We start from the raw sequence: 13,162 nt of genomic DNA, 5'->3' as shown, positions 1-13,162 counted from the left end.
AAGAGATGCCGATCGCCTAAGCGACGATCAGCATCTCTTTTTTTGTCTTCATCAGAAAACGTCGACTTTTCTGTTGGCTTCTGCTAGTGTGAATAGTTGAGACTATGTCTCCGGAGTTCGTAACCTCCTCCGTTATAAAAACTAGGAATGGAAGTGTACATTATGAAAAACGAACGTGCTCTTGTCGTCTTCAGTGGCGGCCAAGACTCAACGACTTGTCTGTTTCAGGCATTGAAACAGTACGAAGAAGTCGAAGTCGTGACGTTTAATTACGGACAACGTCATGCACAGGAACTCGAAGTCGCACGCGACATCGCCTCTGAGCTCGGTGTCAAACACCATGAACTCGATCTCTCTCTTCTCAGTCAACTGACGAGTAACGCCTTGACTGACCACAGCCAAACCATCACGACGAACGAAGATGGTCTTCCTTCTACTTTCGTAGATGGACGAAATCATCTGTTTCTTTCGTTCGCAGCCGTCCTTGCGAAAGGACGCGGAATCCGTCATATCGTCACTGGCGTATGTGAAACGGACTTTTCCGGTTATCCGGACTGCCGTGATGCCTTCATCAAGTCACTCAACGTGACATTGAACCTTGCGATGGACTATCCATTCGTACTTCACACGCCACTCATGTGGCTCGACAAAAAAGAGACGTGGGCGCTTGCCGATTCGCTCGGTGCGTTTGATTTCGTTCGAAATCGCACGTTGACGTGTTACAACGGCGTCATTGGAGATGGTTGCGGTGAATGCCCAGCCTGTGAATTACGGAAAAATGGATTAGATGCATACATCAAGGAGGTTCAACACACATGACATTCAATTACGAAGCACCTGAAACGGTCGAGCGCCCGACTGGCGACTCGCTTATCTATACGAAATCCCGCGTCATGATCGTAAAAAAACTGACGTTCGACGCAGCGCACCACCTCTATGATTACGACGGAAAATGCCGTGCCCTTCATGGTCACACGTATCATGTCGATATGGGGATCAGCGGTTTTCTGGATCACCGCGGTATGACACTCGATTTTGGTGACCTCAAAAAAATCTTCAAGACACATCTCGAACCACTATTGGATCACCGCTACCTGAATGAATCGTTACCATACATGAATACGACAGCTGAAAACATGGCAGCCTGGATTTTCGAGACACTCGGACAACATCTTCCGGATGAGCGTGGACTTCGTGTCGAATTCGTCAAGCTCTATGAGACACCGACTGCTTTTGCTGAAGTCCGTCGTGAGTGGATGAACGAAGCATGAGTGCCTTAACAAAAATACCAAAAATTCCGGTTCTCGAGATTTTCGGACCAACCTTCCAAGGCGAAGGACGATCGATTGGTCAAAAAACGATGTTCGTCCGGACCGGCGGATGCGACTACTCCTGTTCGTGGTGTGACTCCGCCTTCACATGGGACGGTACTGAAAAACCGGAACTGTTGACGGCTGAGACGATCATCGAACGCCTTGACGCACTCGGCTCTTACGGACATGTCACGATTTCCGGTGGCAATCCGTTGCTTCATGCTTCAATCGGTACGCTCGTTGACGCATTAAAAGAACGAAACATCACGATGTCGGTCGAGACACAAGGTTCCTACTGGCAAAATTGGTTGCTTGATATCGATGATGTCACACTTAGCCCTAAACCACCTTCAAGTGGGATGAAGATTGATTTCGATCGCTTGGATGTCTTTTTTAAACGTTTACCGGAACAACAGCGTGCTGTTAAAATCGTCATCTTTAATGAGGAAGACCTCGACTTCGCAGCGATGATTTCAGAACGATATGCGCTAAAGACACTTTATCTATCGCTCGGTAATCCTGATCCGCATGAAGAAGGAACGATCGCTCCACGCATGCTACACGATTTAAAAACACTTTGGAAACGCGTCGCCCGTGATGAACGCTTCAATCATGCGCGCGTCCTACCACAACTACACGCCCTCGTTTTCGCGAACGATCGTGGCGTCTAAGGAGAAATGATTCATGCGACCTGAAGATTTAAACGACTTATCGTTACTCGGCCAAAAAGCCGTACCATATATTTTTGAATACCAACCAGAAGTTCTCGAAGCATTCCCGAACCGTCACCCGGAAAATGATTACTTCGTGAAATTCAATGCACCAGAGTTCACGAGTCTTTGTCCGATCACGAATCAACCGGACTTCGCGACGATTTACATCTCGTACATCCCAGACGAAAAACTCGTCGAATCAAAATCACTGAAGTTGTACTTATTCAGCTTCCGTAATCATGGTGATTTTCATGAGAACTGCATCAACGTCATCGGAAAAGATCTCGTGAAATTGATGGAACCTCGTTACCTTGAGGTATGGGGTAAATTCACGCCACGTGGTGGAATCTCAATTGATCCGTACTACAATTATGGAAAACCCGGAACAAAATATGAACGGATGGCAGAACATCGTCTGTTCAATCATGACCTTTACCCTGAGACCGTCGATAATCGTTAAACGCTCAAAAGAGGAACAGTGGATCTTTCCACCGTTCCTCTTTTTTCATTTTCGTTCAACTAGAAGGGACATCGATTAAAGTCGAGCTCGCATGCTGACGAATGACTTCAGGTGGCCAAATGTGTCGCAGCAAGTGATCGTAAGGGACATGCAAGACATGCGCCAATCGTTCAATCATTGAAAAGGAGGGATGGGCGATGCTGCTCTCGATACGCTGAATCATCTCCACTGTCGTTTCAGTCAACTCAGCTAACACCTGTTGCTCTAACTGTTGGCGTTCACGCAATGTCCGAATCCGTTGTCCGTACTGTTCGATTGGTCGCACTCCTTCATTCATCCGCCTCAAACATCCTTTCTTATCGAAACCATACGATATTTCCTGTAGTCTTATTCCCACTTTTTTAAAATTTGAATACTTTTGTACATTCTTCTTTTATATTCGAAACAAAATTTCAAATGTTTTTCTTATAAAACACTAGCTTTTTAAAAAGTTATCGCTTACAATTTTAAATGCAAACGGTTGCATTAATCGCTTACATTATTGCACTGTTCCTACACACATAGAGAGAAAAAAGAGATACAAAAGGAGTGAATGATCTTGAAGAATGCTATTTCGTTCGATTTTTGGCAAAAACTCGGTAAAGCGCTGATGGTCGTCATCGCTGTCATGCCCGCTGCGGGGATCATGATTTCGGTCGGGAAACTGATCGGCATGTATGGAGGCGACATCGTATTAATGCAAACGATTGCTCGAATCGTTGAAGATTTGGGCTGGGCCATTATTACGAATCTCCATGTCCTGTTCGCTGTTGCAATCGGTGGATCGTGGGCGAAAGAACGTGCCGGTGGTGCTTTTGCCGCTCTACTTGCCTTTATTTTAATCAACCGTGTCACAGGTGCTATCTTTGGTGTCAACGCCGAAATGGTCGCAGATCCAAAAGCAACTGTCAATTCTTTACTCGGTTCTGAATTGATCGTAAAAGATTATTTCACTTCGGTCCTAGGTGCACCTGCACTTAATATGGGCGTCTTCGTCGGAATCATTTCTGGTTTCCTCGGAGCCGTGCTCTTTAATAAATTCTATAACTTCAGCAAGTTACCAGATGCACTTGCTTTCTTTAACGGAAAACGGTTCGTCCCATTTGTCGTCATCGGTGGTTCAGTCGTTGCCGCATTCGTCTTATCACTCGTCTGGCCGTTCGTTCAAGGTTTATTGAATGACTTCGGACGCTGGATTGCTTCTTCTCGTGACTCTGCACCAATTATCGCTCCATTCGTCTATGGTACACTCGAACGTCTGCTGCTTCCGTTCGGTCTGCACCATATGTTGACTGTTCCAATGAACTATACGGAACTCGGTGGAACCTATAAAATTTTGACTGGTGCTGCTCAAGGTTCAACAGTCGCTGGTCAAGATCCGCTTTGGCTTGCTTGGATCACGGATCTCGTCAACTTGAAACAAGCTGGAAACACACAGGGTTACAATGATTTGATCAACAGTGTCGTTCCTGCCCGCTTCAAAGAAGGACAAGTCGTCACTTCCCTTGCTTCTCTGATCGGGGTCGCTGTCGCGATGTACATGTCAGTTGATGAAGATAAGAAAAAAGCGTACAAACCGGTCTTCTTATCTGCGGGTCTTGCCGTCTTCTTGACAGGTGTCACGGAGCCAATCGAATTCATGTTCATGTTCATCGCGCCTGTTCTTTATGTCATCTATGCCGTACTGACTGGTGTTGCCTTTGCATTAGCGGATGTCATGCATCTTCGCATTCACGCATTCGGTGCCATCGAACTTCTGACACGGATTCCATTGATTGCAAAAGCCGGATTGATCGGGGATTTGATTCGCTTCATCGGCGTCTGCGTGTTCTTCTTCTTCTTGAACTTCTTTACGTTCCGCTTCGTCATCAAGAAGTTCAACTATGCGACACCAGGTCGGAATGGGAACTATCTCGATGATATTAACGTATCGACAACTGAAGCTTCTAACGAGGCTGCTGCAACATCCGCTCCTGCTGACGGTTCGCAAGCTTCACAAATCATTGATCTGCTTGGCGGGCAGCAGAACATCGAAGACGTCGATGCCTGTATGACACGTCTCCGTGTTACCGTCAAAGATCCTTCGCTTGTTGCAAAAGAAGCGGACTGGAAAGCAAATGGTGCGCTAGGATTGATCCTTAAGAACAATGGCGTGCAAGCCATCTATGGTCCAAAAGCCGATATCCTAAAATCCGATATCCAAGACCGGATCGGCGCATAAACCTGCGAGATTAGGGAACTATCTAAAGGTGAAGCTCTTTTTATGAGAGTTTCACCTTTCTTATTTGAAAAATCAGGAGGACCACTCATGCGTCTACTCACATTAAACTGTCATTCGTGGCAGGAAGAACAGCCACGTGAAAAATTAAAGCAAATCGTTCAACAAATCCTTGCGCAGGATTATGATGTCATCGCATTGCAAGAAGTCAGCCAATTGATGGATACGCCGATCGTCTATGAAAATATTCGTAATGATAACTTCGCTTATTTAATGCAGCAGGCTTTAGAGGAACAAGGTCAAACCTACTCGCTCGTCTGGGATTTCGCCCATATCGGATACGATCAATATGAAGAAGGACTCGCCCTTTTGACGAAACATCCGATTTTGAAGTCAGACAGTTATTATGTCAGCCGCAGTCAGGATACGCTCGACTGGAAATCTCGAAAAATCGTCCGTGCGACAATCCAAGTCGATGGAACACCGATTACGTTCAACACGTGCCATCTCGGCTGGTGGGCAGATGAAGTAGAACCGTTCCAGGAGCAATTCAACCACTTGATGGCTCGAATGGATCCACTCGAATGGACGCTGTTCCTCGGTGACTTCAACAACGATGCCCTTGAACGTGGTACCGGTTATGATTATATGATGCAGCGAGGACTCCATGATGTCTTTTTACTTGCGAAAGAGACTGTCGGTGTGGAGACGATTAACGGAACGATTGATGGATGGGAAGACAATCAACAGGGACTACGGATTGATCTTGTCCTCTCGAACCGGAAAATCAATGTCGAACGTGTCGGTGTCGTCTTCGATGGGATTCACGGACCCGTCGTTTCCGATCACTACGGGGTCGAGGTCGAGATTCAGATTCAAAAAAATGAAAACTGAGTGTTGACAACGCTTTCTTTTCTCCTTTATGATGAAATCAAATCAATAGTGCGGATTGTGACAGTACGGCTGGCAAGACCGAAATGACGCCTCGTTAGGAGAGGTGTCGTTCGGTCTTGCCTTTTTTTGTCTCCTCTCGCACGTTTCATGAAAAAAGGAGGACTTAGGAATGGATTATCAACAAACGGCTAAGCGTGTACTCGAACTGGTTGGTGGACGCGAGAATATCATCACGGCTGCTCACTGCGCGACACGTTTACGCCTTGTCTTGCATGATGAATCGAAAGTAGATCAAGCGGCACTGGAAGACTTGGAGGGTGTCAGTGGTGCGTTTTCAAGTTCCGGTCAATACCAGATCATCTTCGGAACCGGGACCGTCAATAAAGTATTCGCTGCATTTGCACCACTCGCTGGCGTAAAGGTCGATGGTGAGGAACCGCTGGATGTTAAAAAAGCAGCGTCTCAAAAACTAAATCCATTCGCCCGTCTTGCCCGCTCGCTTTCGAACGTCTTCGTTCCACTCATTCCAGCTATCGTCGCTGCCGGTCTCTTAATGGGGTTACTCGGCATGATAAAAGCATTTGGTTGGGTGGATGGTGATTCGCCGATCGTTCAACTGCTCGACATGTTCTCGTCTTCTGCCTTCATCATCCTACCGATTCTGATCGGTTTCTCGGCAGCCCGTGAATTCGGTGCGAACCCGTACCTCGGTGCCGTCATCGGGGGAATCATGACACACCCGTCCCTCTTGAATCCATGGACGCTCGGAAACAGTGATCCGGAAGTCATGAAATTCCTCGGAATGAACATCGAGTTGATCGGTTATCAAGGAACGGTCTTCCCGGTTCTCTTAACCGTTTGGGTCATGGCAAAAATCGAACAACAAGTCCGGAAGCGGACGCCAGAAACACTCGACCTGCTTGTCACACCGTTCGTTACGGTCCTCGTCACTGGATTTCTAGCGTTAATCGTCATTGGTCCGATCGGTACGTTACTCGGAAAAGGCATCTCATTCGTACTTGTCTTCTTCTACGAACAGTTCTCGGTTGTCGCTGGTCTCCTCTTCGGTGGACTGTACTCAACAATCGTCATCACGGGAATGCACCACAGTTTCCATGCGATCGAAGCCGGGTTGCTTGCTGATAAGAGCATCGGGAAGAACTTCCTCTTACCGATCTGGTCGATGGCGAACGTCGCCCAAGGTGGTGCCGGACTCGCCGTCTACTTCCTGACGAAGAACGTTAAACTCAAAGCCCTCGCTCTGCCGTCTGCATTCTCGGCATTTTTAGGAATTACGGAACCCGTCATCTACGGTGTCAACTTACGTCTTGGAAAACCATTCATCGGTGGTGCCATCGGTGGCGCGATCGGTGGTGGATATGTCGTCTTGACGCAAGTGGCTGCGAACGCTTACGGATTAACTGGTATTCCGATGATTGCAATCGTTGCCCCGCTTGGTGCTTCGAACTTGATCAATTATCTCGTTGGCTTTGCCATCGCCGTCGTAACAGCATTCGTTTCAACTGTCGTCCTGATGCGTCTTGATGCACGTAAACAAAAAGAAACGAACGTTGCTGCTTAATCCTCCATGCGACCAGGCCGGGTCTATGACCCGGCGGTCGCATTTGTCGGTTCTCAAACCGACAGGATTCACACTATAATGAAGAAAAGTCCAGAAAGGAGGACGTCAGGCTGATTATTCATAAGATCCTTAATAACAATGCCGTTGTCATCAAGGAAAACGGACAGGAACGAATCGTCATGGGACCCGGCATCGCCTTTGGGAAGAAGAAGAAAGACCCGATTCAAGCTTCAAAGATTGAAAAAATGTTCATTCCTTCGTTTGAAAACGCGGAGCAGTTCAAAGAAATTCTGACGACGACACCACTCGAGATCATCGATTTGTCGGAACGTATCATCTCTCATGCGGAAGGGGAGTTACACACACCGTTTCATGACTACATTCATGTCAGTCTGACGGACCATCTGGCTCACGCTGTACGACTCGCTCGGGAACAACTCGTCGTACACAATCGATTGGCAGAAGAGATCCGCCTTTTATATGGACCCGAGTATGCAATCGGAGAATGGGCCGTTCTTGAAATCGAACGCGCCCTACAGGTCACCTTACCAAAAGAAGAAGCAGCAAATATCGCACTTCACTTGTATAATGCGCGTCAAACCCATCCGAACATGGCAACCGCTTTGCAAACGGTCACGCTACTCAATGAACTGCGTGAACAGATTGAAGTCTTCTTCGGACAGACGATCGAGACATCATCGATGACGTACTATCGCTTTTTCACGCATATGAAGTTGGTCCTCGCACGACTCGAACAAGGAGAGACGTTACACGACATGGATGATGTGATTCTATCTGCTGTCAAAACACGTTATGCCGCTGCGTATGCCTGCGCCAGTCAAATGGGGAATTGGCTGACGATCGAACTGGATACACATGTCCCCGAATCGGAGATCGGTTATATGGCTCTACACATTGAACGTATTCGTCCCGACCTTGAAAGGAGTTCTACGTATGAAAATCTATAGTTTAGGGGAAGCCTTGATCGACTTGATTCCTCTTGATGCCGAGAACATGACGTTTCAAAAAAATCCAGGAGGTGCCCCTGCCAATGTCTCCGTCGGACTCGCCCGTCTAGGCGCCGCAAGTTATTTCCTCGGAGCAGTCGGTGATGATTCGATGGGACATTTTTTGAAAGATACGTTACATCACTATGGTGTACGTACCGATTATCTCGTCCACGATGCAACGCAAAAAACAGGACTTGTACTCGTTACGAACGGTCAGGATGGTGAACGGTCCTTCGAGTTCATCAATGCGGAGCGCGCCGATATGCACTTCCACGAAACGCATGTTCCGAAAGATTTCGCGTCTGTCGACTTACTGCATATCGGTTCCATCTCGTTGATCACCGGTGAAGCCGTCGCAGCGACGAGAAAAGCAATCGAACGTGCAAAAGAACAGCATGTCACGATCTCCTATGATCCCAATTTACGAGAATCCCTTTGGCCGAATCTTGACGAGGCACGAACGACGATCCGGTCTGTTTTACCGGATGCCCAAATCGTTAAGCTCGCCGAGGAAGAATTGACATTTTTAACAGGACAAACGGATCTTGATGATGGGGCTGCCGAATTGTTAGCTGAATATCCAATCCGTCTTCTTGCCATCACGCGGGGAAGCGAAGGATCGATTCTGTATACGGATCGTACGATGGCTGTCATCGATGCGATTGCCGTCGACGCCATCGATACGACAGGAGCCGGAGATGCTTTCATGTCCGGTTTACTCTATCAATGTGCCCTGCGTAATTTTTCATTCGATTGGTCAGCAGAGGAACTTCATGATATCGGACGCTTTGCAGCGATTTCAGGTGGACTTGCTGCTTCTGTCAAAGGCGCAATGGCCGCTTTGCCAACGCTTGACGAAGTTGCCCATCGTTTGAATTGAATTCCCTCCTATGCCTAAAGGATGGAAGGTGCCTCGACAACGTCCTGGCACTTTCCATCCTTTTATTTGATCGCTATATGTTGTGTTTCCAGTGATGGTTACGGTGTACTGATGAACTGTTTGATTTCGTCTAACGCCTCATCCTGTTGTTCTTTTGGCGTTAATGGACTGTTGTTATCCCCTTTTTGTCGACCGTACATGCCGAAGTTCGCATGGTTTCCCTGCTCAATTTCATGAAATACCGCATTTTTACGCAGGTCCTGCTTACTTTTTTCGATATCTGCAACCGGTAAGACACCATCTCGCCCGCCATAAATCGTCAGAGAAGGTGCATCGATCGAATCAATCGGATATGAAGCAAGGAAAATGATTCCTTTAATCTTCGGATTCTGCCCGACGATCGTTGAAGCCGCGCTTCCACCGAGTGAATGTCCGATCAAATACCACTGTTTAACCTCCGGATAATCTTCGATGATAGCGAGACCTTTGTTCGCATCGAGCAAGGCAATCCGAAAAGGAAGCTTCGGAATCGCAACGAAATGTCCGTCTTTTGCTAGTTGCTCACCATAATAACTGTAAGCGACAGCATCCACTTTTGCCCCTTGATAAAAAATAAATCCGATTTCACTCGTTTCCTTGCCAAACGTCACTAAACGTGGTGCTTCTGTTTCGACATACGACTCTGCTTGCGGAGTTGCATCATAATCGAATTGTGCCCAAATCATGAAGGCAAAGATAAGCAACGCAAGCAATGCAGCAATCGTTCCAATGATTCGGATACTCCATTTTTTCATGTCATTCCCTCCCCTTCCCATTATATCTATTATTATGTGTTAAATCACATATGAAAACAAATATTAGAATTTTCAGTCATTGTAAGCATACCTATCTCTTTTTCACAAATTGGTTTAAGATGAAACCAATATTGTTTTTTGAAAGGAGATTCACGTTTTGCCGCGTACCCTCGTGTCTACGATTCAATGGTTTTTATTCATCATCTGTACCAACATTGCCCCGCCCCTGGCCATCGCTGCATCGTTTGAACTATCGGGTGCCGAGACGCTTTCTTTCTTATCTCGTTGTCTATTCGTCTTTGCCATCTTAAGTCTCTTCCAAGTTCTGCTTGGACACCGTCTTCCCATCATGGAAGGACCCGCCGGTATTTGGTGGGGTGTGTTTGCGCTGTATTCGTCGATTGGTGTCACACTGTATGGCAGTTATTCGAATACATTGCAGTCACTCGGTTTCTTGCTGTTACTCAGTGGCATCATCTGCATTCTCTTGACGATGACCGGAATCCTCCGGCGATTGGTACCGCTTTTCACACCGCAAGTCATCGGTGTCTACATGTTATTACTTTCAGCACAACTGTCCGGCTCTGTCATGAAAGGTCTACTCAATATTGAGAATGGACGTATTCAAGTATTACCTGCCGTCATCTCGGTTCTGACCGTCTTGATTTCCCTCTACCTCGAGCGCAGTGACCGTTTGCGGCAATACGCTCTATTGATCACACTACTCGTCGGTTGGAGTATGTTTGCCCTGATCGGTCGTGCCGAGATGCCGAACTTCGATGGTCCTTTGTTTACTTTACCTGACCTGTTACCATTTGGCGGAATTCATGTCGACTGGAGCCTGTTACCGACTGCCCTCATCATTTCGTTACTCTTGATGACGAATGTTTTAGCCAACATCAAAGTCATTGAACGGATCATCAGTGCGAAGCGCGGTGAGACGGTCAAAGGACAAGTTGGTACAGCCGGTATCACTGCCGGAATCGGGCAATTGTTCGCCGGTCTATTCGGAACGGTCGGTCCGGTTGCGATTTCCGGTACGGCCGGATTCATCGCATCAACCGATAATACGGACCGGAAAGCCTTCGTCTATGCAAATATCACGTGTCTATTCCTCAGTATCGTCACACCATTCGTCGGATTGATTGCTAAAATTCCTGTTGCTGTCGGTTATGCGATGGTTGCACCGATCGTTGCCGGCATGGCAATCATCGGTGTCACGGAAGCCGCACGTGATTTGAATCGGCAAACAGCGATGATTACCGTCGGTCTTCCTGTCCTCGTCGGAATTGGGGCGTTGTTATTACCGAAAGGCGCAACGGCAGACTTACCGCCGCTCGTTACGACACTGATGTCGAATGGTCTCGTCCTCGGGACATTAGTTGCTTTGCTGGCAGAAGGTCTACGTCATATTCGGACGAATGATTAAAAAAAGACGCTTTCTCGGCCGAGAAAGCGTCTTTTTCTTGTATCAACGAATACCGCGCATATATTTTTGAAGTCTTGGTGCAAACGCGAACAGGAGTAAGCCGAACAGGACGGCTACGATACCTGTGATACCAAAGTACATAATCTCCGTATCATTCGTATAGTACTTAACGATCTGTGCGTTGACCGCTTGTCCTGTTGCGTTCGTCAAGAACCACAAACTCATCGTTTGAGCGGAGAATGCTGCAGGTGCGAGTTTGGTCGTCGCTGACAATCCAACTGGTGACAAGAAGAGTTCACCGATGACGACGAGGAAGAAACTAAGCGCGAGCCAGAGCGGACTGACTGTCGTATCAACACCAAACAGGATCCCCGGTAATGTCATGACGATGAAGGAAAGCCCTGCAAACAGTAAACCGAACGAGAATTTTTGCATCGTCGTCGGTTGACGATCCCCTAGTTTGACCCAGAAACTCGCAAACACCGGTGCCAATACGATGATGAAAAGTGGATTCAACGATTGGAAGAAGGCCGGTTGAATCTCGAATCCTAGGAATGACAAATTCGTCCGTTCACTCGCAAAGATCGAGAGGACGTATGAACCCTGTTCCTGAATTGCCCAGAAAATCGCTGCTGCGATGAACAACGGAATATAGGCAATCAAACGCGACCGTTCATCCCCCGTGATTTTCGGACTCCGAAGCATGACAGTGAAGTATACGATCGGAATCAAGATTCCGAGGAACGTAACCATTAGCGTAAAACGAGAAATCGTCAGAAGTCCTGTCAGCGATGAAATCACACCAAGTGCAATAATCGCAACGACAACGATTGACGCAATCGTGATAAACCGTTTTTTCTCTTCCCCTTCCAATGGATTCAAGACGTACGTACCCGCCTGCCCTAAGTTTTTCTTCTTCGTCAGGACGAAGACGACGAGACCTGCGAACATACCAATAGCGGCTAATGCGAAACCGGCATGATATCCACCGCGGTCAGCCACTTCACCAACGATGAGTGGTGAAAGGAACGCCCCGGCGTTGATTCCCATGTAGAAGATACTGAATCCAGCATCACGACGGTTATCCGTCTTACTGTACAAATCACCAACGATATTCGATACGTTCGGTTTCAAGAAACCTGTACCGATGACAATCAGTCCCATCGAGATGAAGAGAGCGGTGATCCCTGCTGGTAATGCTAAAACGATATGACCCAGCATGATCAAGATACCACCATAGAAGACGGTCCTCGACGTACCGAGTAAGCGGTCAGCAACCCAACCACCGATGATCCCCGACATGTAGACGAGTGAGCCGTAAACAGCCATGATGGACGCAGCAGTCGTCTTGTCAATCCCTAGACCGCCATTTGCGACCGAATCGTACATGTAGAAAATAAGGATGGCACGCATGCCATAGTAGGAGAAACGCTCCCAAAACTCCGTGAAGAAGAGGGTGAACAACCCTTTCGGATTTCCGAAGAATCCTTTTTGCGGAACGGTCTTATAGACCTGATCGCGATCAAAATCTGCCATATGATCGGCTCCTTTCGTCTGCCTTGAATAAGTGCATAATCCATCATCTTTTCCCGCTTTCCCCAAACCATAAGCATGTCGAAACAGATGGGAAACAAATACACTGTTTTGCCTGAATTGTCTCACTTCTTTTTTTATATATGAGACAGCACTTTACCATTCAACCGCAAATCATTTGACGTGTCAAATATTATTTATATTACGAAAATAACAAAAAGAGGCTGGGACATAACTCAGTTTCATAAACGAAAGGCCCTCGAAACGTGTAGTCGTTTCGAGGGCCTTGTTCTATGA

Annotated in this window: 13 protein-coding genes; 10 read left to right on the top strand and 3 right to left on the bottom strand. The window is 47.2% G+C overall.

The features are described 5' to 3' along the window. Window positions 1-162: 162 nt before the first annotated feature. From queC to queF, 4 genes are read left to right on the top strand one after another with little or no spacing between them, the layout of a single operon-like run. A complete protein-coding gene (queC, locus tag ACRPK8_RS11785) occupies window positions 163-819 on the top strand; it encodes a 7-cyano-7-deazaguanine synthase QueC (protein WP_023469723.1) in 657 nt (218 codons plus the stop codon). After that, window positions 816-1,271 carry a 6-carboxytetrahydropterin synthase QueD gene (queD, locus tag ACRPK8_RS11780; protein WP_023469724.1) on the top strand — a complete coding sequence of 152 codons (456 nt, stop codon included), beginning with the start codon at window positions 816-818 and terminating at the stop codon, window positions 1,269-1,271. The genes queC and queD overlap by 4 nt, the downstream gene beginning before the upstream one ends. After that, complete coding sequence (gene queE / locus ACRPK8_RS11775; protein ID WP_432238380.1) at window positions 1,268-1,984, top strand: 7-carboxy-7-deazaguanine synthase QueE; 717 nt, start codon at window positions 1,268-1,270, stop codon at window positions 1,982-1,984. The genes queD and queE overlap by 4 nt, the downstream gene beginning before the upstream one ends. Window positions 1,985-1,997: 13 nt before the next feature. After that, a complete protein-coding gene (gene queF, locus ACRPK8_RS11770) occupies window positions 1,998-2,486 on the top strand; it encodes a preQ(1) synthase (RefSeq protein ID WP_035412002.1) in 489 nt (162 codons plus the stop codon). Between the two features lie 55 nt (window positions 2,487-2,541). Here the strand turns inward: queF and ACRPK8_RS11765 are convergent, their stop codons facing one another. Then, window positions 2,542-2,823 (bottom strand): helix-turn-helix domain-containing protein, encoded by a 282-nt coding sequence (locus ACRPK8_RS11765; RefSeq protein ID WP_432238379.1) that lies wholly within the window; start codon window positions 2,821-2,823, stop codon window positions 2,542-2,544. A 312-nt stretch (window positions 2,824-3,135) separates the two neighbouring features. On the opposite strand from ACRPK8_RS11765, the gene ACRPK8_RS11760 reads away from it, so the two are divergent. From ACRPK8_RS11760 to ACRPK8_RS11740, 5 genes are all read left to right on the top strand, one after another. Next, window positions 3,136-4,746, top strand: coding sequence for a PTS transporter subunit IIBC (locus ACRPK8_RS11760; protein WP_432238451.1), 1,611 nt, complete (start codon window positions 3,136-3,138; stop codon window positions 4,744-4,746). Window positions 4,747-4,833: 87 nt separating this feature from the next. Beyond that, window positions 4,834-5,637, top strand: coding sequence for an endonuclease/exonuclease/phosphatase family protein (locus ACRPK8_RS11755; RefSeq protein ID WP_432238378.1), 804 nt, complete (start codon window positions 4,834-4,836; stop codon window positions 5,635-5,637). 169 nt (window positions 5,638-5,806) lie between these two features. Beyond that, window positions 5,807-7,219 (top strand): sucrose-specific PTS transporter subunit IIBC, encoded by a 1,413-nt coding sequence (locus ACRPK8_RS11750; RefSeq protein ID WP_432238377.1) that lies wholly within the window; start codon window positions 5,807-5,809, stop codon window positions 7,217-7,219. Window positions 7,220-7,329: 110 nt separating this feature from the next. Further along, window positions 7,330-8,187 (top strand): PRD domain-containing protein, encoded by an 858-nt coding sequence (locus ACRPK8_RS11745; RefSeq protein ID WP_432238450.1) that lies wholly within the window; start codon window positions 7,330-7,332, stop codon window positions 8,185-8,187. After that, window positions 8,174-9,109, top strand: a complete 936-nt coding sequence (locus ACRPK8_RS11740; RefSeq protein WP_432238376.1) for a carbohydrate kinase family protein — start codon at window positions 8,174-8,176, stop codon at window positions 9,107-9,109. Before ACRPK8_RS11745 ends, ACRPK8_RS11740 begins: the two co-directional genes overlap by 14 nt. Window positions 9,110-9,207: 98 nt before the next feature. On the opposite strand, the gene ACRPK8_RS11735 is transcribed toward ACRPK8_RS11740, so the two are convergent. Further along, window positions 9,208-9,903, bottom strand: a complete 696-nt coding sequence (locus tag ACRPK8_RS11735) for an alpha/beta hydrolase (RefSeq protein WP_432238375.1) — start codon at window positions 9,901-9,903, stop codon at window positions 9,208-9,210. A 172-nt stretch (window positions 9,904-10,075) separates the two neighbouring features. On the opposite strand from ACRPK8_RS11735, the gene ACRPK8_RS11730 reads away from it, so the two are divergent. After that, complete coding sequence (locus tag ACRPK8_RS11730) at window positions 10,076-11,332, top strand: purine/pyrimidine permease (RefSeq protein WP_432238374.1); 1,257 nt, start codon at window positions 10,076-10,078, stop codon at window positions 11,330-11,332. Between the two features lie 42 nt (window positions 11,333-11,374). Here the strand turns inward: ACRPK8_RS11730 and ACRPK8_RS11725 are convergent, their stop codons facing one another. After that, complete coding sequence (locus tag ACRPK8_RS11725) at window positions 11,375-12,868, bottom strand: peptide MFS transporter (protein ID WP_432238373.1); 1,494 nt, start codon at window positions 12,866-12,868, stop codon at window positions 11,375-11,377. Window positions 12,869-13,162: the final 294 nt, after the last annotated feature.

It is taken from the genome of Exiguobacterium sp. TDN 0502 (assembly GCF_050846835.1).
GTDB lineage: Bacteria > Bacillota > Bacilli > Exiguobacteriales > Exiguobacteriaceae > Exiguobacterium_A.
The sequence above is the reverse complement of the archived record's forward strand: the minus strand, read 5'-3'. Positions and strand labels throughout refer to the sequence as shown.